19 protein-coding genes and 2 pseudogenes are annotated in these 24,588 nt (G+C 62.5%); 15 read left to right on the top strand and 6 right to left on the bottom strand.

The genetic code is table 11. The features are described 5' to 3' along the window. Window positions 1-56 precede the first annotated feature (56 nt). Window positions 57-5,081, bottom strand: coding sequence for a glycosyltransferase family 32 protein (locus tag AACW30_RS08465; protein ID WP_200624740.1), 5,025 nt, complete (start codon window positions 5,079-5,081; stop codon window positions 57-59). Between the two features lie 184 nt (window positions 5,082-5,265). Further along, a complete protein-coding gene (locus tag AACW30_RS08470) occupies window positions 5,266-6,192 on the bottom strand; it encodes a LysR family transcriptional regulator (RefSeq protein WP_119740546.1) in 927 nt (308 codons plus the stop codon). A gap of 112 nt (window positions 6,193-6,304) precedes the next feature. Here AACW30_RS08470 and AACW30_RS08475 point away from each other — a divergent pair, with 112 nt between their 5' ends. The 8 genes from AACW30_RS08475 (at window position 6,305) to AACW30_RS08510 (ending at window position 13,719) form a co-directional block, all read left to right on the top strand. Then, window positions 6,305-7,288, top strand: a complete 984-nt coding sequence (locus AACW30_RS08475; RefSeq protein WP_106578131.1) for an aldo/keto reductase — start codon at window positions 6,305-6,307, stop codon at window positions 7,286-7,288. Window positions 7,289-7,351: 63 nt separating this feature from the next. After that, complete coding sequence (locus tag AACW30_RS08480) at window positions 7,352-8,107, top strand: CDP-diacylglycerol diphosphatase (protein ID WP_200624741.1); 756 nt, start codon at window positions 7,352-7,354, stop codon at window positions 8,105-8,107. After that, a complete protein-coding gene (locus tag AACW30_RS08485; RefSeq protein WP_200624742.1) occupies window positions 8,104-8,250 on the top strand; it encodes a hypothetical protein in 147 nt (48 codons plus the stop codon). Before AACW30_RS08480 ends, AACW30_RS08485 begins: the two co-directional genes overlap by 4 nt. Window positions 8,251-8,440: 190 nt before the next feature. After that, the gene (locus AACW30_RS08490) at window positions 8,441-10,435 is read left to right on the top strand and encodes an aminotransferase class I/II-fold pyridoxal phosphate-dependent enzyme (RefSeq protein WP_200624743.1); all 1,995 of its coding nucleotides are present in this window, start codon (window positions 8,441-8,443) and stop codon (window positions 10,433-10,435) included. Between the two features lie 23 nt (window positions 10,436-10,458). Continuing rightward, window positions 10,459-11,313: a transporter substrate-binding domain-containing protein gene (locus AACW30_RS08495; RefSeq protein ID WP_164487937.1), complete on the top strand. Its 855-nt coding sequence runs from the start codon at window positions 10,459-10,461 to the stop codon at window positions 11,311-11,313. 1 nt (window position 11,314) lies between these two features. Further along, entirely contained in the window at window positions 11,315-12,019 is a 705-nt protein-coding gene (locus tag AACW30_RS08500; protein WP_200624744.1) for an ABC transporter permease, read from the top strand. A gap of 6 nt (window positions 12,020-12,025) precedes the next feature. Continuing rightward, window positions 12,026-12,724, top strand: a complete 699-nt coding sequence (locus tag AACW30_RS08505) for an ABC transporter permease (RefSeq protein WP_124417438.1) — start codon at window positions 12,026-12,028, stop codon at window positions 12,722-12,724. Continuing rightward, window positions 12,721-13,719, top strand: a complete 999-nt coding sequence (locus AACW30_RS08510; protein ID WP_200624745.1) for a DMT family transporter — start codon at window positions 12,721-12,723, stop codon at window positions 13,717-13,719. Before AACW30_RS08505 ends, AACW30_RS08510 begins: the two co-directional genes overlap by 4 nt. On the opposite strand, the pseudogene AACW30_RS08515 reads toward AACW30_RS08510, so the two are convergent. Continuing rightward, window positions 13,675-14,214, bottom strand: a pseudogene (locus AACW30_RS08515) (TetR/AcrR family transcriptional regulator); the annotation flags it as partial. The gene AACW30_RS08510 and the pseudogene AACW30_RS08515 sit on opposite strands and share 45 nt — an antisense overlap. A 90-nt stretch (window positions 14,215-14,304) precedes the next feature. On the opposite strand from AACW30_RS08515, the gene AACW30_RS08520 reads away from it, so the two are divergent. After that, entirely contained in the window at window positions 14,305-15,303 is a 999-nt protein-coding gene (locus tag AACW30_RS08520) for a succinylglutamate desuccinylase/aspartoacylase domain-containing protein (protein ID WP_200624746.1), read from the top strand. Window positions 15,304-15,452: 149 nt separating this feature from the next. Here AACW30_RS08520 and AACW30_RS08525 read toward each other — a convergent pair whose 3' ends face one another. Beyond that, window positions 15,453-16,157, bottom strand: a complete 705-nt coding sequence (locus tag AACW30_RS08525) for a haloacid dehalogenase type II (protein WP_200624747.1) — start codon at window positions 16,155-16,157, stop codon at window positions 15,453-15,455. Between the two features lie 114 nt (window positions 16,158-16,271). On the opposite strand from AACW30_RS08525, the gene AACW30_RS08530 reads away from it, so the two are divergent. Beyond that, entirely contained in the window at window positions 16,272-17,129 is an 858-nt protein-coding gene (locus tag AACW30_RS08530) for a LysR family transcriptional regulator (RefSeq protein ID WP_200624748.1), read from the top strand. Here the strand turns inward: AACW30_RS08530 and AACW30_RS08535 are convergent. Then, window positions 17,103-17,360, bottom strand: a pseudogene (locus AACW30_RS08535) (EAL domain-containing protein); the annotation flags it as partial. The gene AACW30_RS08530 and the pseudogene AACW30_RS08535 overlap by 27 nt on opposite strands. A gap of 365 nt (window positions 17,361-17,725) precedes the next feature. Then, window positions 17,726-18,319, bottom strand: a complete 594-nt coding sequence (locus tag AACW30_RS08540) for a hypothetical protein (RefSeq protein WP_234452642.1) — start codon at window positions 18,317-18,319, stop codon at window positions 17,726-17,728. 239 nt (window positions 18,320-18,558) lie between these two features. Here AACW30_RS08540 and AACW30_RS08545 point away from each other — a divergent pair, with 239 nt between their 5' ends. Genes AACW30_RS08545 through xylB form a run of 5 tightly spaced genes read left to right on the top strand, consistent with a single transcriptional unit; the run spans window position 18,559 to window position 24,538 of the window. Beyond that, window positions 18,559-20,091, top strand: a complete 1,533-nt coding sequence (locus AACW30_RS08545) for a sugar ABC transporter ATP-binding protein (RefSeq protein ID WP_200624749.1) — start codon at window positions 18,559-18,561, stop codon at window positions 20,089-20,091. Further along, a complete protein-coding gene (locus tag AACW30_RS08550) occupies window positions 20,084-21,076 on the top strand; it encodes an ABC transporter permease subunit (protein ID WP_106580384.1) in 993 nt (330 codons plus the stop codon). Before AACW30_RS08545 ends, AACW30_RS08550 begins: the two co-directional genes overlap by 8 nt. Window positions 21,077-21,110: 34 nt before the next feature. Further along, on the top strand, window positions 21,111-22,043 hold the full coding sequence (locus tag AACW30_RS08555; RefSeq protein WP_169366672.1) for an ABC transporter substrate-binding protein: 933 nt from the start codon (window positions 21,111-21,113) through the stop codon (window positions 22,041-22,043). 25 nt (window positions 22,044-22,068) lie between these two features. Then, a complete protein-coding gene (locus AACW30_RS08560; protein ID WP_200624750.1) occupies window positions 22,069-23,070 on the top strand; it encodes a LacI family DNA-binding transcriptional regulator in 1,002 nt (333 codons plus the stop codon). A gap of 7 nt (window positions 23,071-23,077) precedes the next feature. Next, window positions 23,078-24,538 carry a xylulokinase gene (xylB, locus tag AACW30_RS08565; protein WP_200624751.1) on the top strand — a complete coding sequence of 487 codons (1,461 nt, stop codon included), beginning with the start codon at window positions 23,078-23,080 and terminating at the stop codon, window positions 24,536-24,538. Window positions 24,539-24,588 lie beyond the last annotated feature (50 nt).

A 24,588-nucleotide genomic window follows, 5' to 3' on the forward strand; every position in this document is an offset into this window, starting at 1 on the left:
CCGTGGTTTGTAGCCGTTGGAGGACCACGACCCGGTACTGGTTCAAAGTTGTTGGATCAGGTGTTGATCCACGAATGGTCGGCGCCGATCCTGATGTTGAACCGGTAGCGAAGCGGGTAGTAGTGGTGTTTGATTTTTTGTATCTGCTCACGCAGATGATCCGGTGGCGCAAGCCCTTTGCTGGCGTAGACGCCAAGCACGTCGTTTTCAATGTCGACGATAGGGCCGGACGAGACGAGGCTGCCGTCGACCAGCTTGGACTCCTTGGCTAATCCATCCAAACCCAGGTCGTACAGGTCGGGCCGTTTCGACTTGAGGATGTCATTGAACAGATTCGGGCCTGCGGTCTCGAATATCTTGCGTTCATAAGCGCTGAATTCGGGTGTGTAGTGCACCCGGCCATTGGCGGATTTCGTGGCAGTGGGGCGGTTGGCCGCGAAGTACGCCTTGTTGGCTTTAAAACGTTGGTTCATCTGCGTGATCATCGCCTCGATGACCGGGTTGCCAGGGCGTGTCGCGAAGTTACTGGTGTTATAGAACGGCGTGTAGTCGGTCAGGCTATGCACGACCGGCGCGCCGAGCAGAACATCGTCAGCGCCGGCGAGCAATGCGTCGGTGCCGATGTTTTTTTGAATGACGTCATCGGTGTCCAGGTACACACCGCCGTGCTTGTTCATGATGGGATAACGCGCAACGTCCGAGGCGGCCGCCAGGTTTTTGCCTTGCCCCTGCCGAAAGTAATCGTACATTTCGCCGCGCCTGAGCTGCTTGAAGACTTCGTCCTCATGCAGGTTCACGATCTTCACGCCGGGCACCTTGCTCTCCAGCGTGTTTTTTATGCGTTGAAACACCGCCGGGCTGTCAGCATCGACGTGAAGAATGGAGGTATAACCGGGCGCCTGAGTGGCGTTCCTGGCGATGTTGTCGGCCAGGTGCGACGGTATTTCCTGGCCGGCCCAAAAGTAGTGCAGCGCCTTGGGCAGCGGTTTCACCTCGTTTGGCAGCTTCAGCACCGACGGCGGTGAGACATCAATAAAGGTGTACTGATGCGCGTCGGCCTTTTTAGCTTTGCTGAACTCATCAAGCGTTCCCCGTTGCCACTTGCCCTTGGCACTTCGCCAGAAATACTTCGCGGGCGTGTCATCGATACCGGTGGCGAGCGGGGTCAGTTTCCACGCGCCGGCCGAACTGTCGAAGATGACGCTGTGTTCGGCGCCTTTGTGATTGAGCCTGAACGGCGTGGCTGCATGTTCGACGACGTCGATGTCATCCATCGGGACCACGTAAGTGCTGTCGCCAAACTTCCAGGGCGTGGGTGTGTCATGAGCGCCACCCAGCAGCCGGGCGGACCTGGAGGTGGGTTCCCAGCCGGACACACCGAGGTCCCTGATGGCGATGTCTGGCCCCGTGCCATTGGGGTGCCGGATGACGCGCTGGCCATCCTTCAAGCGTGACTCATAAAGTGTTCCGTCGACCTTTACATATTCTTTTTTACTGCGGCCTACGTACACGTTGCCCTGCAAGCCCTTGGTCGACAGCGCGTGCGGGGCTATGTGTCTGGCTTCATAACCGCGCAGGTTGGCGTCCAGTGTCCGGGTCTCGCCACTGGCCGCCAGGCGCTTGGGCGTGAAGTCTTTGAGCCGGGGGCCAAAGGGGTATTTTTTTACCGCGTCGTATTGGTGCCAGTGACCCTGGAACAGCACGGCATGACCTTCAACAGTGTGTTGACCGACCTTGAACGTGCCGTTTGCCGCCAGACCCTGTTGCCGATCGGCGATCTTTACCAGGTCATCGCCGCCGAGGGCGTGCAGGCTGCTGGCGTCGTTTGAGTTGGGGCTGTCGACGACAAAGTTTTCCAGCGGTTTGCCGTACGCCTGTTGGGTGCGCGGATTAACGGCATACCACTGTTGGGTCGCCTCATCGAATGTGGCCAGCGCTGGGGTGCTTTGCGCGCGGTGGGAGGCCCTGAAGGTGCCTTGCGCGATATCGGGCTTTTTCGCCAACTCAAGCAGGTTGACACTGCGGTAAGACCCGCGCAGGTGCTTGAGGCCCTTATAGCTGGCGCCGGCTAAGCTGCGGACGCCGTTGGCGACTCCGCGCGCCAGGTCATCCACCCCGCTCAGGGGGTTGAGCGAGCCGACCGCCGCACGCCCGACAATCTTGAACGTCTGGCCGAGCCTGGAGATGGCCGACGCGCCGGCAAATGCGCCTTTCGTGCCCTTGGCCGCAGCCCCCAGGCCCACCGCGAAACCAAAGATATCGAAGGCCAGATCCACGACACCGTCCTTCACGTTGCCGTCGATGAAATGCTTGATGGCTGACCTGAACGGGATCAGATTCAGCGCTACGTCCTCAACCACCTTATAGGTCGGTACTTCAGTGTCGAACGTCGTCACGCCTCTGGCGCTGCGGTGCACAGCGGGCAGGTTGATGTCTTCGATCAGCGCATCGGCCATGTACCGGGTTCGGTCACTGGCGAAGCTATCAGGCACGGTGTGCGCACCTTTGCGCTCATCCAGCAGGGCCGATGAGTATTCACCCGCAGGCTTTACGGCATCGTAGCGTTTGCCGGGTGACGGATACCAACCGCCGGCGGGTGGGTACGCTTTGTAGGTCTGGCCCGGCCGCCGGGTCACCGTGCCCTTGAGGCGGTCGACTGCATAGGTCATGGCCTTGCCATTGCGCTGGGTCTCGACCAGTAGAACGCCTTCTGCAACGCGGCGATCGTCTCGGCTGTATTCAATTTCCTTGCGCACGCTTATTTTGCCGAATTCCAGGTTTTGCCGGTCTTCCAGCGGCAGCTTGGCGATCAAGTGCTTGAGTTGCGCAGTGGTGGTCTTTTTTACCCGGCTGGCGTAAGCCCCAAACGCTTCATCAAACGCATCCTGCGGACGCGGCAGGTCTTTAAGCGTTGCCAGAGCGGCGTTGATGTTGATCGCATGCGAGGACGCTACCCAAGCCCCCGGCGCGCCATCCGTGGGCAAAGCGACGTTGCCCAACGTCACCGCGCTGGCAGCCGCGCGGCCGGCCCGGCCCCAATCATCGGACGAGTCGGGCGCGCCGAGCAGGGCTCTGCCGTCGATAAACAGATCCAGCAGCGAGTAAGGCCCCGGGAAGTGCCTGCTGGCGGGCTGCGAGGTGATGCATTTTTCTTCGAACAGGTTCGGGTCCATCGCCGGCAAAGCGAGTTTCAGTTGTGCCAGCGCCAGCGCTTTTGTGGTCGGCATCTCGCCGATCTGCGTTTGGGCAGCCTCTCTCAACTCATTGACCTGGGCACTGAATCGCTGACGCACCAGGGCCATGGCTGCATCGGTGGTCGGGTAGTGCAGGCCATTGCCAACGGCCCAGTCCTTGATCGCTTCATGCTGGGCGGCGTATTCAATGCGGCGCTCGTCATCGGTCACGGGTGCAATGCTTCCCTCCAGCATGACGCGCGCATAGCTCATCGCCGCCGTTGCCCCTGGCGATTTTGCCTCGATGCGCGCGACCGCCGTGGCAAAGCTGACCCAGCTGTGGGTGCCCACGGCCACCTGATCGGGGATGTCCTTGACCAGAAGCGCCGGCGCCCGGCTGGCAAGCAAAAGGTGAGTCAGCACGCAAGCGGTGGCCGGGGAGGACGCTCGCCCGGTGGCCACCAGGTGTTCTTCCATCTCGCTGATGATCGTAGACGCGGACTTGCCGGCGTTTTCGGCGCAGAACAGCGTGTAACCTTCAATGCTCAGTGGCGTGTCTGGCCGCACAGCGCCAAACGGATCGTCCACCCTGACACGCTCCACGTTCAATGCCGCCAGTAGCCAATCGGTGGCACTGCCCTTGATTGACCGTGCCTCGAAGCTGGCCTGGATGGCCTCGCCCAGTGCCTTGCCTCTGGGCGTGTTGAGCAACTCGTCGACTAAGCGTCGCGGCTGGCTCAGCGCTGAGGGCGTGAGGGGCCTGTTGTCGAGCAAGTACTCCAGGACATTGTTAAACGGGCGCACATCAATGTCGCCAAAGGCGCCTGCGTACAGGCCGCTGCTCAACAGTCGCTGGTTGCGCTGATCCAGGGGGTGCGGCCAGCTCAGCGCACCGCCAAGGTTCCCGTGGGTGGGGGTATTGGGCGGTGGCGTGGTGATTGCTTGGGCAAGGTTGTCCATGGCTTCGCGGCTGGTCGGCACATCCCAGCCGTTATCTTCCAGGAACCGCTTGAGGCTGACCTCGGCCCACGCCTGCGTGTGATCGCTGCGGTAAGTGCTGTGGGTGCCCAGTTGAATGGTGTTTTCCTGTAACTCATCGGCGATGTCGGCATGTGATCGCGTGCCGTCTTTCAACTGCGCTGACAAGTACCGTAACGACGCTGCGGCCTGGTGCTGCGCGTGCGTATCGTCGACGACGGATTTCTGGCTTTGCAGGGCACGTTCGCTGCGGGATTCCACCACGTCGGAAAAAACCACGGGGTCGAGCCTGGCGAAGCGGCGCTCGCGGCTGAGTACGTCGGCGCGCTGTGTTAGCGCTGAGCCCGAAAGGTGGGGCGGCTCTTTATAGAAGTTGCCCACCAGCGCCAAGGGCGCGATGTGCTCGTTTGTAGCGCCCGGCAGGGTGAAGGTCGCATCTGCCTGGCCGGCTGCGATGACGCGTGCCGCCTGGAGCACCGGGCCGCTGATGGCGCCCCAGTCTCTGTCGTCCAGCCCCAGCGTGTGCAGCGTCTGGGCGGGATCCAGGTAGCGCTTGAGCGTGAAGTGAATCCGCCCCGACGCCGGGTTGAGGCTGATCGAGTGGCTGTCTATGCCCTTGTCATGGATCCACTGGGCCACGTCCGGTGATCGCAAGGCGTTTGCCAGCTGCGCCCACCACTGGCCGAAGGTTGAATGCGCGGGAATGGGCCAGATTTTCTGGTCAGCATCGCGGGCGGTCACGCCGGTTGCGCCGCGCAGTGCAGCGCCGTATTGAGCCGCCAGCTCGCGATCACCGTGGGCCCGGGTGCCTTCGATGTCTGGCTGAATGGGCGCGCCGGGCTCAGAGGTGAGCCTGGGCGGCGCAACGCTGCTGTCAGGAACCTGCGTTGGCTGCACGTGCGCAGCGTGAGGGTTGGAAATACGGGTCATAAAGTCTGTCACCTGGGCAGGGGAATACGCCACGGCACAGTGGCGTGGCCTCCCCTTGTGGCAGTAGTGCGTGCAGCGATTCCGTCGCCTGGCGGCGATAATCTTTACCCCTGATGTCAGCCTTCATGCTCAGATGCCAGGGGTGTCCGTTCGGCTACATCAACGGCTGACATCCCTTACAGGCTCAAGGCCTTTGCATTAACTGCGAGCCGATGGTGTTCAGCCGAATCATGTCCATCAACTGGCGCAACCCTGGCTGCGATTGCCGGCGGCTGGCGTAGTACATGCACAACGGTTCGCCCAGGCAGGCCCAGTCGGGCATCACTTCCACCAGACGGCCGTCGGCCAGTTCCTGTTGCACACGGTTGGACAGGCAGTAGGCAATGCCCACACCTTGCAGCGCGGCATTGACGATGGTTTCAGTGTCGGCTGCGCTGAAATGGCCAGGCACGTCGATGCGCTGTTGACGCGGGCCGTTGCCCAGTTCCCATTTGTAAGTGGTCTTGTCTCCCAGGTACATGCGGATGCACGCGTGTTGCAGCAGGTCTTTGGGAACCTGTGGCGTCCCGTGACGTGCGAGGTAGGCAGGGGAGGCGACCACGATCCAGCGCAACGGGCCGGTCAGCGGCACTGCGACCATGTCTTGTGGCACGGTCGCGCCATACCGGATACCGGCGTCGTAGCCTTCGGCAATGATGTCGATCATAGCGTCCTGCACGATCAGGTCCAGGCGCAGTTGCGGGTAGGCGGTGGCGAAGTCGCCGAGGATCGGCGCCAACAGCAGCACCGCGGCATCCCTGGGCACATTGAGACGCAGGCGGCCAATCGGCGCTTCACGGTACAGCTCGAGGGTGTCGAGGCCGTCCTGGATGGTGGCAAAACCCAGGCTGAGCTTTTCGGCAAGCAGGGTGCCGGCGTCGGTGGGCTCCACGGCGCGGCTGGTGCGGTACAGCAACTTGACCCCAAGGCGGGTTTCCAGGTTGCGCATGGTGTGGCTCAACGCCGACGTGGTCACCCCCAGTTCGTGGGCGGCATGGCGGAAACTGCGACGGCGGATGATCGCCATGAACACATTCAGGTCGGCCAGTTCGGAACGATTGAAAGCAGCCATTTCAAGCCTCTTTTATGGGAGTTCGGTTGCATGCGGCGTTGAGCCCTATTCAACCTCGGATGATCTAGAGTAATTGCTTTTCTAAGCAATGTTGTGGGCAGGGGTATTTTTTATGCGCATCGAGACCATCCGGATTTCTGGCATAGACAAGCCGGTCTCGCGGATTGCCCTTGGCACCTGGTCCATGGGCGGACACTTGTGGGGCGGCGCGGATGACGAACAGTCGACCAGGACCCTGCGCCATGCCTTGAACTGCGGCATCAACCTGATCGACACCGCCCCGGTGTATGGCTTTGGGCTGTCCGAGGAGCTGATCGGCAAAGCCTTGCGCGGCGTACGTCACTCGGCAGTCATCGCCACCAAAGCCGGGCTGCAATGGGAAGACGGCACCCCACGCCGCAATGCCACGGCCGAGCGCATTCGCAAAGAGGTCGAGGATTCATTGCGACGCCTGGAGACCGACTACATCGACCTGTATCAGGTGCACTGGCCCGACCCGCTGGTGGCCCAGCAGGAAACCGCCGAGGCGCTGGAGCGCCTGCGCCGTGAAGGCAAGATCCTGGCGGTGGGCGTGAGCAACTACTCGAGTGCGCAGTTGGACGAGTTCAGTCGTCACACGGCCCTGGCCACGGTGCAACCGCCGTACAACGTGTTCGAGCGCGCCATTGACAGCGACATCCTGCCGTATGCCAAGCGACACTCGCTGGTGGTGTTGGCTTATGGCCCGCTGTGCCGAGGGTTGCTGGCCGGCAATATGCATTCGGCCACCCGCTTTGCGGGCGACGACGTACGCAATCTCGACCCCAAGTTCAGGGCGCCGCGTTTCGAGCAGTACCTGGCGGCGGTGGCGGCGCTGGACGTGTATGCCCGCGAATGCCATGGCAAATCCGTACTGGCCCTGGCACTGCGTTGGGTATTGGACCAGGGGCCGACGATCGCGCTGTGGGGTGCCCGTCGGCCGGAGCAATTGAAGGGCTTCGACGAGGCATTCGGCTGGCACCTGAGCGCCGACGACTTGACACATATCGACCGTATTCTCGCCAGCACGATAAAAGATCCGATTGGTCCGGAATTTATGGCCCCAGCTAAACGTTAGCCCTAGCGACAGGGAGGTCAGCGAGAAAAATAACTGACATCCCCGTACGTTGAGGTTTTTTGCATGAAGCGCGGTACCGTATTCAAGATCGCTGGTGGTTTGCTGTGTGTGCTTGCGCTGGTCGGCGCCTGGCAGTGGCGGGGCAACCCCGATGCTTTATGGCATATTGTCAGCCAGCAATGCGTGCCCCATCAGCAACAGCAGCAAAACCCCAGCCCGTGCCTGGCGGTGGACCTGGACCGTGGCTACACGCTGTTCAAAGACCGCAACGGCCCGCTGCATGATGTGTTGATTCCGGCTGATAAGGTCACCGGCATTGAAGACCCCGCGCTGGGTCGACAGTTGCTGCCGCATTACTTTGCCCAGGCCTGGCGGCATCGCAGTGTGTTGTCCGACGGCTTGCAACAGCCGATTCCGGACGCGTTCCTCTCGGTGGCGATCAACTCACGTTACGGCCGCTCGCAAAACCAGTTGCACGTGCACATCGCGTGCCTGCGCCCGGAGGTGTTTGCCGCGCTGAACCAGCACAGCAACGACCTCACCGCGCAGTGGCAGGTGCTGCCGACGCGCCTGAAGGGGCACACCTACAGCGCCCGCACGCTGACGGCGGCGGACGCCGATACGCTGGACCCGCTGGCCCTGCTGCGTGAGTACGTCGAGGCGCAGGGCGACGCGATGAGCCAGTACAGTCTGCTGATGACACCGCGCGCCGATGGCAGCCTGGTATTGCTGACCACGCACCTGGCGTTGACCGAACTGAACCTGGGGTCGGCCGGTGAGCTGCAGGACTATCGCTGTGACTTGATGAATGCACATTGACCCCTTTCGGACCTGCCTGCCTGCGCTTGACGGTGTTGCCCTCGCTGTTCCTGCTCGTCGCTGTCGCCCCTGCGGCGATCCCATACGGCAGCGGTGTGCGCCTGGGCAACGCCAGTACCCGCATGGGTTTGAACACGCACTGAGCTGAATTTAAACCGGCCCAACACTGGGCGACCTATACCCGGTCACTTCATTCGCGACCTCTTTAACCGATAAACGACACCCGCCTGAACCTACCCATTGAACGACTGTTCAGTTTGCACTATGTTGACCGCATCCACCCGTTTGCACCTGCACGGGTTCGCGCTTTCTTCTTGAACGAGAGGCTCTGGCATGCGGTTTTCCCCCTTCGTTGAACGAATTGCAGGGCAGGGCGTAGCCGCCTGGGACATCCATCACGCCGCGTTCAACGCCGCAAGCCAGGGCGAAGACGTCATCATTCTCAGCGTCGGCGACCCTGACTTCGCCACCCCGTCATTCATCACCGACGCCGCCGTCAGCGCCTTGCGCGAGGGCGACACCCATTACACCGAAATCCCCGGCCGTACAGCGTTGCGCAACGCGATTGCCGCGCGCTACAGCAAGACCTTGTCCCGCCCGTTGAGCGCCGAAAACGTCATCATCGTGCCCGGCGCGCAGAACGCGTTGTTCATCAGTTCGCTGTGCCTGCTGCAAGCCGGTGATGAAGTGCTGGTGCTCGACCCGATGTACGTCACTTACGAAGCCACGCTCAAGGCCAGCGGCGCCACGCTTACACGCGTGCCGTGTTCGCCGGAGTCCGGGTTTCGCCTGGATGCGCAACGGCTCGGCGCTGCGATCACGCCTCGGACCCGGGCGCTGTTTTTCTCCAACCCGAACAACCCCACGGGTGTGGTGCTGAATCCGCAAGAGCTGCAAGCCATTGCCGATCTGGCCATCGCCCACGACCTGTGGGTGGTGGTCGATGAGGTCTACGAAAGCCTGGTGTTCGACGGCGAGTACCACAGCCTTGCCGCGTTGCCGGGCATGGCCGAGCGCTGCATCGTGATCGGCAGTTTGTCCAAATCCCACGCCATGACCGGCTGGCGGATCGGTTGGATCATCGCCGCACCGCAGATGATCGTGCACGCCGAAACCCTGGTGCTGAGCATGCTCTATGGCTTGCCGGGCTTTGTGATGGAAGCCGCCACGGCGGCGGTGTTGGCCCATGACGAGGTGACGGTGGGCATGCGCGAAATCTACCGCCGCCGCCGCGACCTGGTGGTGGCAGGCCTCAGTGCCTGCCCGGGCATCAAGGTGCAGGCACCGCAAGCCGGCATGTTTGTGCTGGTGGACGTGCGCGGCACGGGCTTGGGGTCATTGGATTTTGCCTGGCGGCTGTTCCGCGAGGCGGGCGTGTCGGTGCTCGATGCCGCCGCCTTTGGTGAGCCCGCGCAAGGGTTTGTGCGCTTGTCCTTCACCCTGGGTGAAGAACGCCTGGCCGAGGCCTGCCGACGCATCGTCGGGTTTGTCGCCAGGCGGGTCGCTGAACCGCGTATCGCCGCCGCGCCGACCCCCGAAGTGGCGCAGCCGGCGCAAGCCAGAACGATGATCGAAGTCGTCGACCTGCATAAGCGCTTCGGCAATATCGAGGTGCTCAAAGGTATTTCCCTCACGGCTCACGAAGGCGAGGTGATCTCGCTGATCGGCGCCAGCGGCTCGGGCAAGAGCACCTTGCTGCGCTGCATCAACATGCTCGAGGTGCCCGACCAGGGCAGCATTCATGTCGATGGCGAAAGCATCAAATTGAATTACGGTCTTCCCGGTGCGCCACTGGTGGCCGATGCCAAGCAGCTGGTGCGCATCCGCTCGACCTTGGGCATGGTGTTCCAGAACTTCAACCTGTGGCCCCATCGCACAGTGCTGGAAAACCTCATCGAGGCGCCCATCCAAGTGCTGCGCGAAAGCCGCGCCGAGGCCATCGAGCGCGCCGAAGCCTTGCTCGACCGCGTCGGCCTTGCCGCCAAGCGCAACGAATACCCGGCGTTTCTTTCGGGTGGCCAGCAACAACGCGTGGCGATTGCCCGCGCGTTGGCCATGCGCCCCAAAGTCATGCTGTTTGACGAACCCACCTCGGCCCTCGACCCGGAACTGGTGGGCGAAGTGCTGCGCGTTATCCGCTCGCTGGCCGAAGAAGGCCGCACCATGATCCTGGTCACCCATGAAATGGCCTTCGCCCGGGATGTGTCCTCCAAAGTGGCTTTTCTGCACCAAGGCATGATCGAGGAAACCGGCTCGCCGGACTCGGTGTTTATCGACCCACGCAGTGAACGTTGTCGACAGTTCGTCAACGCGCATCAAACTCGCTAACGCCAAAAAAGACGGGGCAAATCATGAAATCCAGACGCATGGCAACGTGGTTGAGCAGTGCAGTGTTGATGGTGGCCGCCGGGTTTATCCAGGCCGCAGAGAAACCCATCGTGTTCGCGGTGGCGGCAGAACCCTATCCACCGTTTACCGTCAAAGGCGGCAACGGTGAGTGGTCCGGCTTTGAAGTGGACCTGATCCACAAACTCTGTGAAGGCATGAAAGCCGAGTGCCAGATCAAGGAAGTGGCCTGGGATGGCATCATCCCGTCGCTGCTGGCGAAGAAAATCGACGTGATTTTCTCCTCGATGTCGGTTACCGACGAGCGTGAAAAACAGATCGCCTTCAGCCGTGCCTACTACGATTCGCTGCTGGGCGTGGCAGGGCCCAAGGGCGCGACGGTGGATATCACGCCTGAAGGCCTCAAGGGCAAGCTGATCGGCGTGCAGATCTCCACCGTCAGCGCCAATTACCTGAAAAAGTACTACGAGAACATCGCCGACCTTAAGTACTACGACACTCAGGAATCGGCCAACGCCGACCTGATCGCCGGGCGCATCGACTACATGATGGCCGACGACACGGCCATCGCGATGATGGTCAAGACCCCTGAAGCCAGCGGCCTGGCGCATATCGCCAGCGTGCCCTACGACCCGATCATCGGCCGTGGCGTGGGTGCCGGCTTGCGCAAGGAAGACACCGCGCTCAAGGCCCGTCTCGACAAGGCGATCGGCGAACTGCTGGTGAGCAAGGACTATGACGACCTGGCCCAGCATTACTTCGGCCTGTCGGTCAGCCCGTGCAAACGCGGCGAGACCCCGGCGTTTGTGAGCAAGACCTGCGACAGCCCGTACCCGCCCATCGCGCAGAAGACCGAATAAGATGCTCGACCTTCTCAGCTTTGGCGAACAAGGGTGGGGCAACGCGCTGCTCAAAGGGTTATGGATGACCCTGCAAATCTCCGCCGGCGCCTTCGCGGTGGGGTTGCTGATCGGCCTGGTGGTGGCCTGCGCCAAGCTCAGCGCGCCACGCCCGATTGCACAGCTGATGCGCGGTTACACCACCGTGTTTCGTGCGGTGCCGGAACTGCTGCTGATTCTGCTGCTGTACTACGCAGGTTCCATGGGCCTCAACACGCTGATGCTGTGGCTGGGTTTCGAACAGGTAAACATCAGCGGCCCGCTGGTGGCGATCCTGGTGCTGGGGCTGGTGCAGGGCGCCTATGCCTCGGAGATATTCCGCGCGGCCATCCTGGCCATTCCCCACGGTCAGATCGAGGCGGCGCGGGCGTTTGGCCTGAGCGGGTTTGGCCTGTTCCGCCGGGTGACCTTGCCGATCATGGCGCCGTACGCCTTGGCCGGCATGTCCAACCTGTGGATCAACCTGATCAAGGACAGCGCCTTGATCAGCGTGGTCGGCACCAACGAGCTGCTGTACACGGCCAAGCAGGCCGCCGGTTCCACCCGTCAGTATTTGCTGTTCTACCTCACGGCCGCCGCCTTGTATTACCTGGTGACGCTGGCTTCCAACTACCTGTCCGGGCGCCTGGAGCGACGTATTCGTCGCTGGATGCCGGTTGTCGAGTGAGTCGCCATGCCTGAGTGGATAAGCTATTACGCGGGGCTGATCGCCAAGGGGTTGCAGACGACTTTGTCGCTGCTGGCGATTTCGGCAGTGCTCGGCTTTGCCCTGGCGGTGCTGGTGGCGTTGGCGCGCCTGTCCAAGCGCAAGTGGCTGGCCCGGGGTGCGCTGGCGTACACCAGCGTGCTGCGCGGCACACCGCTGTTGATCCAGATCTACATTTTTTACTACGGGCTGGGCAGCCTGTTTGCGCAGTTCCCGATGGTGCGCAGCAGTTTCCTGTGGCCCTTTCTGCGCGACGGCTATTGGTACATCGTGTTCGCCCTGGTGCTGTCGGTGGGCGCTTATGTGGGCGAAGTGATCCGCGGCGGCCTGTTGGCCGTGCCCAAGGGCGAGATGGAGGCCGCGTCTGCCTTTGGCATGACCACGCGCCAGGCGTTGCTGCGGGTGCGGTTGCCACGCGCGATGCGGCTGCTGCTGCCGACCCTGGCCGGGGAGACGGTGATGTTGCTCAAGTCCACTGCGCTTGCTTCGACGATTGCCGTGGTCGACCTGCTGGGCGCGGCCAACGTGGTACGCGCGCAGACCTTGCAGATTTATCAACCGCTGCTGCTGGTGGCCGGTGTCTACCTGTGCCTGACCTTCCTCATTGAAGGCGTCTACGCCATCGCCGAACGGCGCGGCACGCCGCTGCGCAGGTCGGCAGGATGAAGCAGAACCGCGCGCTGCAAGGCATTGCCTTGTGCTCATTGGCCTACGCGTTCCTGGCGTTGCAGGACGCCGTGATCAAATGGCTGGTGGCCGATTATTCGGTATTCAGCATTCTGTTCTGGCGCAGCCTGGTGGTGGTGGGGGCGTGTGTGATCGCCGGGCGCATGGGCCTGTTGCGCCGGGCGTGGACTTCGGCCAGTCGCCAGCTGCTGATCATTCGCGGCCTGCTGTCATTGCTGGCGTGGGTGCTGTATTACACCGCCGCCAAAGACCTGACCCTGGCGGAAATGACCACCCTGTATTTCTCCGCTCCGATCATGGTCACGCTGCTCGCAGCGCTGATCCTCAAGGAGCGCGCCAGTCGTGGCCAATGGGTTTCGCTGCTCATCGGCTTCGTCGGCGTGGTGATTGCCTGTCGTCCCAGCCACATGGTTGACCCGCTGCCCATCGCGCTGACCCTGGCGGCCGCCTTGTGCTGGGCGTTCACTTATATCCAGCTGCGCCAGGTCGACCCGACTACCTCGGTACTCGAGCAGATGCTGATCACCAATGCGGTGTTTGTGGTGTGCATGGGCGTGACCTTGCCGTGGACCCACACCCCGGCGCCGACACCCGCGTGGCTGGGCATGCTGGCGGCAGGGCTGGTCGGCGGCGTTGGCCAATTCCTGCTGTTTGCGAGTTTCCGCCGCGCCACCGCGACCTTGCTCGCGCCGTTCGAGTACACCGGGTTGATCTGGGCGTTTGTGTTGTCGAGCCTGATCTGGGACACCTCGATGGATGTGTCGCTGATCATCGGTGCGGTGCTGATTGCGCTCAGCGGCACCTTGGCGATGCTCAGCGCGCGCCACCCTGAATCACAGGACGTGGTCGGCGCCGAATGCGCCGTGACGCAATCCCTGTACCCAACAGCGGCAGATGTGCAAGCCGTTGGCGGGGCTGAACGTGCCGGGGTTGAGGCACCCCTCGAGCCAGAGCCCGTCAAGCATCGCCGATAGGCCGATGGCAGCCAGGTGGCTGTCGTGGATCACCAGGTTTTCGCTGCGGGCCAGGTCGTCGAGCAGTTGCTGGATCAGCGCCAGGTAGGCGCGGTAGCTGTTTTCGTGGGACTGGTTCACATGGGGCGAGTGGCGGATCAGGCTCCAGAACACCACCCACACGCCGAGCAGGTCGGGGTCCATCACCCGTGGCGAAAAGGACGCGCTGAGAAACGCATCCAGCCGTGCGGCGGCGCCTTCGGCCTGCTCGACTTGCGCCCAGAGGGCACTGGTCAGCTCACTGGCCAGCTTGTGGTAGGTCTCGGCGATCAGCGCATCGATGCTGCCGAAATGATGGTTGAGCAGGCCTACGGAAACCCCGGCCTGGGCCGCGATCCGGCGCACGGAAATGCCTGCGTGACCGTCGCGTGCGAGGCTGGTGAGTGTGGCGGCGATCAGCAAGTCCCGGCGTTCGTCGGGGTCGGCACGGCGCAGTTTGGGAGGGTCGACAGTCACGGGAGTGCCTTGTATTGATGACCAGAGCGCTCAGGTTAGTTGAACACGTGTTCAATCTCTAGCGATTAAATGATGAGAGGAGGGCAAGGCATGGCAAGCGACCTTTCATGGCAGGTTCAAGGCGATGCAGGCAACCCGCTGCACATCGGCGCCTGGCGTTTCGAAGGCGACGGCAGCGGGCCCAGGGTGCACCTGCAGGCGGGCGTGCACGCCGATGAAATCGCCGGGATGCTGGTGCTGCACCAGTTGCTCCCGCGTTTGCAGGCCTGCCAGGCTCAAGGGCGGCTGCGCGGCACTGTTACTGTTGTGCCCCAGGCGAACCCGTTCGGCATCGGCCAATTTCGTCAGGGCCGGCTGCTGGGGCGCTTTCACGACGCCACCGGGCAGAACTTCAACCGCGCTTTCGACCACTCACTGGCCATGGAGCGCCCGGCGACCAACCTGGCGCAGTGGCAAAAAAGCCTGGTGCAGTTGGCCGCCGACGCCGACCTGGTGCTGGACCTGCACACCGATGATGAGGCGCTGCCTTACCTCTACATCCATCGCCGTTTCTGGCCGGAGCAAGGCCTGGCGCTGGCGGCGGCGTTGCAGGTGGACGTGGTGATCGTCTGGGATGACGGCGGGGATGGCTCCTTTGAAGAAACCCTCATCAACCACGCGGCGCCACAGTTGGCGGCGACTGTCGAATTGCGCGGCCAGGCTGATGTCAGCGATGCGCTGGCGCGGCAAGACGCCGATGGCTTATGGGCGTGGCTGTGCATCAATGGCGTGATCGATGAAGTGGCGGCCATCAACGAATGGCAGGGAGAAGTGGTGGACATGGGCTGCATGGAGACCCTGCTGGCGCCCTGTGCCGGTGTACTGGTGTTCGAAAAAGCACTCGGCGATGAGGTCGAGGAAGGCCAGCGTTTCGCTCGGATCATCGCAAGGCCCGGTGAGCCGACGTCGGAGGTGACCCTGCACGCCGCGCAAGCCGGGCGCATGGTGACCCGCCACCGCGAGCGCCTGGTGGCGCAAGGTTCGGTCGTCGCCAAATTTACGGGCGCGCGTCTATCCGACAGCTACAGCGGCGGGGTGCTGGACCCATAAAGTGCTGCCTGTACACGCCCCAATGTGGCAGCGGGCTTGCTTGCGAAGAGGGCGTATCAGCCGACCGATTCAGTGAATGACACTGCGCAGTCGCGGGCAAGCCCGCTCCCACCGTTGGATCGCGGCGCGTCAGGTGATTTCGATAGGCCTCACCACCCCACGGCCTTGAACAGCTCAGGCACGCGGTCAAGCGTCGGCAAAATCGCATCAGGCGTGTAGTCCGCCAGCAACTGGCGGCCGGTGCCACGGTCGATCCATACACACCGAAAGCCGATATCCCGCGCGGCCGCGTGGTCCAGGTGCGGGCTGGCGCAGATATGCACGACCTGGTCGAGGTTCACGCCCAACTGCTCATGGGCGTAGTCGAACAGACGTCGATCGGGCTTGTAGGCGCCTGCCTGTTGCGCAGTGATCACTCGATCAATCGCGCCGCCCAACTGCGCAACATTGCCGGCAATCACGTCATCGTCGGTATTGGAGACAATGCACAACTTGAACCCCATCGCTTTAAGCTGCTGGAGCGTCCCCACGACCTCAGGAAACGGCGGCATCGCGCTGATGCTGTCGGTGAGGAGGGTGCCGTCGTGCTCATTGGCCGGCAATCCCAACGCGTTCAGCGCCAACTGCATGCTCAAGCCTGCCAGCGTGCGAAAGCTGCGATGCGGTGGCGTCTGTTCCAGGGTGTGCTCGTGATGATCGTAGGCGCTGAGCAAGGTATCCCGGTCGACCTGATGATCACCTTTTTCGTCGAGGATTTTATCGATCGCGGCGCGCAGGCCTTCATCCCACTGGATCAGCGTGCCGTAGCAGTCAAAGGTCAACCAGAGCGGGCGAGGGGTGTTCTCAAGGGGCATGGGGCACCTGTGCGGAAAGTGAGTGACCCTGGCAGCATAGGAAACGTGGCGGTCAGTTGGAAATTAAATTAACCTCTGCCACACAGTTGAATATCCGATATGAAGGTCGCCGCCATGTTTGATCTCGAGCTGCTGCACACCCTGGTCTGCGTGGTGGACGAAGGCAGTTTTACCCGCGCCGCGGAGCGCGTGCACCGCACTCAATCCACGGTCAGTCAGCAGATTCGCAAGCTTGAAGAAAGCGCCGGCCAGGTGCTGTTGGTGCGTGACCGCTCCGGCCAGCAGGTCAGCCCCACCGAGCATGGCGAGTTGCTGACCCACTACGCGCGCCGGCTGCTGAATTTGTCGCGCGAAGCCCGCGAGGCGCTGAGTACCGAGGCCAGCGTGGTGCCGGTGCGCCTGGGTGTACCCGAAGATTTTGACGCCACGCGCATGGCCTCGATGCTCTCGGGGTTTGTGCGCACTTACCCTGAAGCGCGGCTGGAAACGGTCAGCGGCATGAGCACCGACTTGCGTCGCCAGTTGGAAAACGGCGAGATCGACATCGCCCTGATCAAGCGCGAGCCCGGCAGCGGCGAGTGCCATGCCAGTTGGCCGGAGCCGCTGGTGTGGGTGTGCGGCGCGGGCCAGGACCTGCAGGCCGAGACCTTGCCGCTGGCATTATTCCCCCAAGGCTGTATCTACCGCCAACGCGCCATCCGCACCCTGGACAAGGCTCGACGCAGTTGGCGCGTGGCGTTCGGCAGCCATAGCCTGACTGGCATCCAGGCGGCGGTGACGTCCGGGCTGAGCGTCAGCATCCTGCCCAACAGCGCCGTGCTGGCCAGCCATCGAATCTGCACGCAACTGCCGCCGGTGGCGCCTTCGGAGCTGGCGCTGGTCAGTGGCGCGGGGCGATTGAGTGCGACACACCGCGGGCTGATCGAGTGTTTGCGCGAAGAGATTTCAGAGCCTCGGCAGTCGCTCCAGTAGCAGGCGTTCCAGCGTGATGGCGGGCAATGGCCGGCTGAACAAGTACCCTTGAATCTGATCACAGCCGGCGGCTTTCAAAAATGCCAGCTGATCCTGGGTTTCGACACCTTCGGCGACCACTTGCAGGCTCAGGCTATGGGCCAGTTCAATGATCGTGCGGGTGATGGCCGCGTCTTGCGGGTTGGTGGTGACTTCGCGAATAAACGCGATGTCGATCTTCAACGTGTCGATCAGATCAAGATCAACAGCAGAGCACGGCGGCCTGAAAGCCGACCTGAGTGGTTGAAGCAAAAGCGGATCAACAGCACAGCAACGCACCTCTATCTGATGCACTGCGATCCAAATGTGGGAGCGGGCTTGCTCGCGAAGGCGGTGGTTCAGCTACACATGAGTTGACTGACCCACCGCCTTCGCGAGCAAGCCCGCTCCCACAAGTCGACCGAGTTCAACTGCCAACACCGCAGTGCTTTTGCTTGTCTGTGGGAGCTGGCTTGCCTGCGATGCAGGCGCCTCGGTCCATCAGGCCCACACGGTTGATGCCATCGCAGGCAAGCCAGCTCCCACAGACAAGCGGTCAGGCACCGGCACCAGGAAACCTACCGAAGCCCGAACATGAACGAGCCTTTTTCCGGGCAGTTCTGGCTTTTAGCTTTGGTCGCCAGCCCTGCGTCGCGCAGTTCATTGCAGATTTGCGCGACGTTTTTCGGCGTCACGTAGAGGTTGTTGGAAAACCACGCGCGTTTGGCCGCCGACAGCGTGTTCAGCGCGCCACCGGCCTTGAGCACCCGCAGTACCACGGTGGAGCAGCTCTTGCGCAGCATCTGGTAATGCGCGTTGGGCTTGTTGCGGATGTTGAACCACTCGGCCTGCATGGCCTGCAGGTTCAGGCCGCAAACGGTATAGACCACATGCGGTCGGCAGCCTTCGGCGCTGATGTCGGACTCCAGGAACAGGTTGCGCTCCTGGCGCTGCTTGCCGGTCAAGGCGGCTCTGCCTTCGGGCCACCAGCTGACGTAGCTGGTGTTGAATTGCTCGATAAAGGCGCGGTCGCGATCACGTTCGCCGTCGTTGCGGTAACGGTCGTATCGCACTTCGATCATCTTGCCGATCACCGGGTCTCCGATGTACATCGCGGCATCAGCCCCGTGGGGATACCAGATGTAAACGACAACGCTTGCGTTGGAGGTCATGACGCATCCTGATTTCTTCCAATGACTGCGGGCAGAACGGACGGGCGCGGGGTTTTATTCCGCTGGCGTATAAATTTCATTTCATGCACCGCGCCGGCATGCGCAATTCGCGCTTGTGCACTTGGTGAAACGTTTAATCAATCGATAAACGGCGCACGCAAGCGCTTGCGTAAGGAAATGTAACTGGACTAGAGTCGGCAGCACTCGACTACAAAAATAATAATGCCAGGAGCTCATCCATGAGCCTTGAACCCTTGCTTGAGATGCAGGGCATCAGCAAAACCTTCAACGGTTTGCGCGTGCTCAAGAATGTCGGCCTGAAAGTCTACCCCGGTGAAATCCACGCGTTGATGGGGGAGAACGGGGCCGGCAAATCCACCCTGATGAAAATCCTCTCCGGCGCCTACCAGGCCGATCCCGGCGGTGAAATCCGCATCGACGGCCAGCCCGTCGCCACCTTCGACCCCGCCACCGCCAAGACCCTCGGCATCGCCGTGATCTACCAGGAACTGAGCCTGTGCCCCAACCTGAGCGTGGCCGAGAACATCTACCTGGGCCGCGAACTGCGGCGCGGCTGGACCATCGACCGCAAGGGCATGCAAGCCGGCTGCGTCGAGGTGCTGCAACGCCTGGGCGCCGAGTTCAAACCCACCACTCCGGTGAGCAGCCTGTCGATTGCCGAGCGCCAGTTGGTGGAAATCGCCCGCGCCCTGCATGCCCACGCCAGGATCCTGGTGATGGACGAGCCCACCACGCCGCTGTCATCGCGTGAGACCGACCGCCTGTTTGCCTTGATCAAACAGCTGCGCAGCCAGGGCCTGGCGATTATCTACATCAGCCACCGCATGGCCGAGATCTACGAGTTGTCGGACCGGGTTTCGGTGCTGCGCGACGGCCAGTACATCGGCGAGCTGACGCGCGAAGCGTTGTCGGCCGAGGTGCTGGTAAAAATGATGGTCGGCCGCGATCTTTCCGGGTTCTACAAGAAGGAACACGCCGCCTATAACCCCGGCAACGTGGTGATGCGCGTGCGTGACATGGCCGACGGCAAGCGCGTGCGCACCTGCAGTTTCGACCTGCATGCCGGTGAGGTATTGGGCATTGCCGGGCTGGTCGGGGCAGGGCGCACGGAGCTGGCGCGGCTGATCTTTGCTGCCGACCCGCGCACCAGCGGCACACTTGAAGTGGTGGGCAAGACCGTGACTCAACTGCGCAACCCGGCTGATGCGATCCGCGCCGGCGTGGTGTACCTCACCGAAGACCGCAAGGCCCAGGGCCTGTTCCTCGACATGAGCGTGGCCGACAACATCAACGTCTGCGCCTGTGTGCCGGACGCGCACACAGGCGGCGTGCTGGACCGCGGCCACGGCTGGCAGCGCGCTAATGATGCGATCAAATCGCTGTCGATCCGGGTGGCGTCGGGCAAGGTCAATGTCGGCGCCTTGAGCGGCGGCAACCAGCAGAAAGTGCTGTTGGCGCGGCTGCTGGAGGTCAAGCCGCATGTGCTGATCCTCGACGAACCAACGCGGGGCGTGGACATCGGCTCCAAGTCCGAGATCTACCGCATCATCAATCAACTGGCGCTGGCCGGCGTTGGCGTTGTGGTGATCTCCAGTGAGTTGCCGGAAATCATCGGCACGTGCGACCGCGTGTTGATCATGCGCGAAGGCCAGTTGGTGGCCGAAGTCGGCGGGGCATCCGGCCACGTCATTTCCCAGGAAAGTATTATTGACCTCGCCACCGGTGGCGATCAGGTGGCTGCCCATGGCTGATTCAAACAACAACACATTGACCCTCGCACCTATCGGCAAGGCCGAGCGCGTTCGCGAGCTGATGCGCACGGTCGGCATGCTGCCGGTGCTGATATTGCTGTTGGTGGGGTTTGCCCTGGCCAGTGAAAACTTCCTCACCGTGCAGAACCTGTCGATCATCACCCAGCAGGCCTCGGTGAATGTGGTGCTGGCGGCAGGCATGACTTTTGTGATTCTGACGGCGGGCATCGACTTGTCCGTCGGCGCGATTCTCGCGGCGTCCGCCGTGGTCGCGTTGCAGGCCTCGATGTCGCCACAGTTCGGCATGTTCGGGATTGCTGCCGGCATCGGTTTCGGTCTGTTGCTGGGGTTGGTCAATGGCGGGCTGATCGCCTTCATGCGCCTGCCGCCGTTTATCGTCACCCTGGGCGCACTGACCGCCATGCGCGGCCTGGCGCGGTTGTTGGCGGATGACAAAACCGTGTTCAACCCCGACCTTCCGTTTGCATTTATCGGCAATGACTCGGTGCTGGGCGTGCCGTGGCTGGTGATCATTGCCGTCGCGGTGGTGGCGCTGTCGTGGTTCATTCTGCGCCGCACCGTCATGGGCGTGCAGATCTACTCGGTGGGCGGCAACCCCGAGGCTGCGCGGCTGTCGGGGATCAAGGTGTGGAAAGTGCTGCTGTTCGTCTACGCCATGTCCGGCGCACTGGCCGGGCTGGGCGCGGTGATGAGCGCCTCACGCCTGTTCGCCGCCAATGGCCTGCAACTGGGGCAATCCTATGAGCTGGACGCGATTGCTGCAGTGATTCTTGGCGGCACCAGTTTTACCGGCGGCGTCGGCACCATCGGCGGCACGCTGATCGGAGCGCTGATTATCGCGGTGCTCACCAACGGCCTGGTGCTGTTGGGTGTATCGGATATCTGGCAGTACATCATCAAGGGCATTGTGATCATCGGCGCGGTGGCGCTGGATCGCTATCGCCAGTCCGGTGCACGGACCTGATTTCACTCCAACAACAATCACAAGAGAGTCCCGCATGAACTTCAAACGCCTCTTTCCTGTTATGGCCTTGGCTGCCCTGATCTCCCACACCGTGGAAGCCCGCGAACTCAAGGCCCTCGGCATCAGCATGGGCTCGCTCGGCAACCCGTATTTTGTGACCCTGGCCGATGGCGCCACGGCGCGGGCCAAAGAGCTGAACCCCAATGTCAAAGTGACGTCGGTGTCGGCCGACTATGACCTGAGCAAGCAGTTCTCGCAGATCGACAACTTCATTTCGTCCAAGGTCGATCTGATCCTGCTCAACGCCGTCGACCCATCGGCCATGGCCTCGGCCATCAAAAAAGCCCGGGATGCCGGCATTGTCGTGGTGGCTGTGGATGTGGACGCCAAGGGCGTGAACGCCACCGTGCAAACCGACAACGTCGAAGCCGGCAAACTGGCGTGCCAGTTCCTGGTGGACAAGCTTGGCGGCAAGGGCAATGTGATCATCCAGAATGGCCCGCAAGTCACTGCCGTGACCGACCGCGTCAAAGGCTGCAAGGCCGCCTTCGCCGGTGCGCCAAACATCAAGGTGCTGTCCGATGACCAGGACGGCAAAGGCTCGCGCGAAGGTGGCCTGAACGTGATGCAGGGTTACCTCACGCGTTTCCCGAAAATCGACGGCCTGTTCGCAATCAACGACCCGCAAGCCATCGGCAGCGACCTGGCGGCCAAGCAGCTTAAACGCAGCGGCATCCTCATCACCTCGGTGGACGGCGCGCCAGACATCGAAAACGCGCTGAAGACCGACACGCAAATCCAGGCCTCGGCCAGCCAGGACCCTTGGGCCATGGCCCAGACCGCCGTCAACGTGGGCAACGACATTCTCAATGACAAGGCCCCGGCCGAAGCGGTTACCCTGCTCACGCCAAAACTGATCACCCGCGACAACGTGGCTACGTACAGCGGTTGGTCGAGTAAACATTGAGTCATTGAGTAAAGGGGAAAGCGTCGTGGTCACCATGGATGACGTGGCAAGCAGGGCGGGGGTGTCGACGTCGACCGTGTCCCACGTGTTGAACGGCACCCGCAAGGTCAGCGAGGCCACGGTGCAAGCGGTGCAGCGCGCGATTCAGGACTTGGGCTACATCCCCAATACCCTGGCGCGCTCGCTGGCCCGTTCCAGCACCAGCACGATTGGCGTGGCGATCTCGGCGCTGTCCAACCATTACTTCAGCGAAACCGTGCACGCGATTGAAACCGAGTGCGCCAAGCACGGCTACATGATGCTGTTTGTCGACCCCCACGACGACCCGGAGCAGGAGCTGCGAGTGGTCACGGCGTTGCATCATCGGCGGGTTGACGGGATTTTGCTGGCTCCGTCCACCGATTCCAGAGCCCTGGAGTATTTGCAGGCGAATGAAATGCCCACGGTGCTGGTGGACCGCATGATGAGCACGCAGTTTGACCAGATCGGGGTGGAGAATACCCAGTCCACCCAGGCCCTGGTCGCGCACTTGATTGAACATGGGCACCGCCGGATCGGCTTTATTGCCGGGCGCGCGGGGCTGGGCACTACCGATGAGCGCGTGGCGGGTTACCGGGCCGCGTTGCAGGCGGCAGGCGTGGCGTTTGACCCGCAGTTACTGGTCAACGGTGGCTCGAACAGCCAGCCGGCGCGCGTCGCGACCGCGCAGTTGCTGGCCCTGAGTGCGCCGCCTACGGCGATCATGGCGGGCAATAACCTGATGACGCTGGGCGCCATGCACGCGCTGCGAGACGCGCGGGTCGAGGTGCCGGGGCAGGTCGCACTGGTGGGTTTTGATGATTTTGACTGGGCGGATTTTTTCGTGCCGCGCCTGACCTTGATTGCCCAGCCGGTCCAGGAGCTGGGCGCGCGCGCGGTGCAGATGCTGCTGCAACGCATGGCCTCGCCGGCCGCGCCGGTGCAAAGTGTGCGCCTGGCGCCGAGCCTGCAATACCGTAATTCATGTGGCTGTATTGGATTGGAATGACCCACGTATGAGCAGTCCTGTTTCCCTCGGTATTGATTTGGGCACCTCTGAACTCAAGGCGATTCTGATGGACGTCGACGGCGCCGTGCTGGCCCACGCCGGTGTGCGCTTGAGTGTCTCGCGACGCCACAGCGGCTGGTCCGAACAGGCCCCGCAAGACTGGTGGCAGGCCTGTTTGCAGGCGCTTGAGCAGTTGCGTGCGCATGCGGCGTTCAGTCGTGTGGTGTGCATTGGGTTGTCCGGGCAGATGCACGGCGCCGTGTTGCTCGGGGATGACGACCGGGTGTTGTACCCGGCGATCCTGTGGGACGACTCGCGTGCTGTCGCCCAAGCTGAGCAGCTCGGGCCCGGCTTCGCCGAAGTCACCGGCAGCCTGCCCATGGCCGGGCTGACCGCGCCGAAACTGCTGTGGTTGCAGCAGCATGAACCCGAGGTGTTCAAGGCCATTGACTGCGTGCTCTCGCCCAAGGACTACCTGCGTTTACGCCTGAGTGGCGAGCGCATCAGCGAGATGTCCGATGCGGCCGGCACACTGTGGCTGGACGTGGCGCAGCGCGAATGGTTCGCGCCGATGCTGCGTGCCACGGGGCTTGCGCCTGCGCAAATGCCCAGGCTGGTGGAAGGCGGTGCGTTGGCGGGTTACGTGACGGCGAGCGGGCTGGGTTTGTCGCCCGGCGTGGTGATTGCCGGTGGCGGCGGCGATAACCCGGTGGCGGCCGTCGGCATCGGCGCAATCAATGCCGGCGACGGTTTCATCACCCTGGGCACCAGCGCGGCCATCGTCGCCATCACCGATCATGCCGCCGGCAACCCGGCCAGCGCCGTGCACAGCTTCTGCCACGCGCTGCCTGATCGCTGGTACACCATGGGCGCCATGCTGGCCGGGGCCAGTTGCCTGCGCTGGGTGACACGCTTGACCGGTATGCCGGACGAACAAACGCTACTGGACCAGGTGCAGGCGCAGTTGCCGATGGGGCAGCCGGTACCGTTGGACACACCTCTGTTTTTGCCCTATCTGGCCGGTGAACGCACGCCGCACAACGACCCATTGCTGCGCGGCGGTTTCATGAACCTGGGCCACGATTGCACCCCGGCGATGCTCGGTTACGCCGTGATGGAAGGCGTGGGGTTTGGCTTGCTCGATGCCTTGCACGCCGTGCAATCGGCCGGCGCCAGCGTCGGCGCCTGCGCTTTGGTGGGCGGCGGCGCGCGCAGCGAGTACTGGGCGCAGTTGTTGGCGAACATCCTGCAGCGCGAGATCTTTACCTTGCAGGGCAGCGAATTGAGCGCGTGTATTGGGGCGGCGAAGCTGGGGTTTGTGGCGATCGGGCAGGGCGTGTCGCTGTTGCACGCGGGCATGCCGGTCAAGGCGCGGTATTGGCCTGATGCGACGCAGCAGCCGGTGTTGGAAGCGCGCTATCGCAAGTTCCAAGGGTTACTGGTTGCGGCGAAGGCGCTGCACGACTGATCTGGCGTCTCGTGGTGAGCGGGCTTGCTGTGTCGAGCAGCCTGGCTGTG

Origin of the sequence: Pseudomonas sp. MF6747, assembly GCF_963890955.1 — a bacterium.
In the GTDB taxonomy this organism is placed as follows: Bacteria; Pseudomonadota; Gammaproteobacteria; order Pseudomonadales; family Pseudomonadaceae; genus Aquipseudomonas.

What these genes read in the sequence shown, in the direction of transcription:
- AACW30_RS08465 (WP_200624740.1), bottom strand. Translation starts at nt 5,081, where the DNA reads ATGACCCGTATTTCCAACCCTCACGCTGCGCACGTGCAGCCAACGCAG.
- AACW30_RS08470 (WP_119740546.1), bottom strand. Translation starts at nt 6,192, where the DNA reads ATGGCTGCTTTCAATCGTTCCGAACTGGCCGACCTGAATGTGTTCATG.
- AACW30_RS08475 (WP_106578131.1), top strand. Translation starts at nt 6,305, where the DNA reads ATGCGCATCGAGACCATCCGGATTTCTGGCATAGACAAGCCGGTCTCG.
- AACW30_RS08480 (WP_200624741.1), top strand. Translation starts at nt 7,352, where the DNA reads ATGAAGCGCGGTACCGTATTCAAGATCGCTGGTGGTTTGCTGTGTGTG.
- AACW30_RS08490 (WP_200624743.1), top strand. Translation starts at nt 8,441, where the DNA reads ATGCGGTTTTCCCCCTTCGTTGAACGAATTGCAGGGCAGGGCGTAGCC.
- AACW30_RS08495 (WP_164487937.1), top strand. Translation starts at nt 10,459, where the DNA reads ATGAAATCCAGACGCATGGCAACGTGGTTGAGCAGTGCAGTGTTGATG.
- AACW30_RS08500 (WP_200624744.1), top strand. Translation starts at nt 11,315, where the DNA reads ATGCTCGACCTTCTCAGCTTTGGCGAACAAGGGTGGGGCAACGCGCTG.
- AACW30_RS08505 (WP_124417438.1), top strand. Translation starts at nt 12,026, where the DNA reads ATGCCTGAGTGGATAAGCTATTACGCGGGGCTGATCGCCAAGGGGTTG.
- AACW30_RS08510 (WP_200624745.1), top strand. Translation starts at nt 12,721, where the DNA reads ATGAAGCAGAACCGCGCGCTGCAAGGCATTGCCTTGTGCTCATTGGCC.
- AACW30_RS08520 (WP_200624746.1), top strand. Translation starts at nt 14,305, where the DNA reads ATGGCAAGCGACCTTTCATGGCAGGTTCAAGGCGATGCAGGCAACCCG.
- AACW30_RS08525 (WP_200624747.1), bottom strand. Translation starts at nt 16,157, where the DNA reads ATGCCCCTTGAGAACACCCCTCGCCCGCTCTGGTTGACCTTTGACTGC.
- AACW30_RS08530 (WP_200624748.1), top strand. Translation starts at nt 16,272, where the DNA reads ATGTTTGATCTCGAGCTGCTGCACACCCTGGTCTGCGTGGTGGACGAA.
- AACW30_RS08540 (WP_234452642.1), bottom strand. Translation starts at nt 18,319, where the DNA reads ATGACCTCCAACGCAAGCGTTGTCGTTTACATCTGGTATCCCCACGGG.
- AACW30_RS08545 (WP_200624749.1), top strand. Translation starts at nt 18,559, where the DNA reads ATGAGCCTTGAACCCTTGCTTGAGATGCAGGGCATCAGCAAAACCTTC.
- AACW30_RS08550 (WP_106580384.1), top strand. Translation starts at nt 20,084, where the DNA reads ATGGCTGATTCAAACAACAACACATTGACCCTCGCACCTATCGGCAAG.
- AACW30_RS08555 (WP_169366672.1), top strand. Translation starts at nt 21,111, where the DNA reads ATGAACTTCAAACGCCTCTTTCCTGTTATGGCCTTGGCTGCCCTGATC.
- xylB (WP_200624751.1), top strand. Translation starts at nt 23,078, where the DNA reads ATGAGCAGTCCTGTTTCCCTCGGTATTGATTTGGGCACCTCTGAACTC.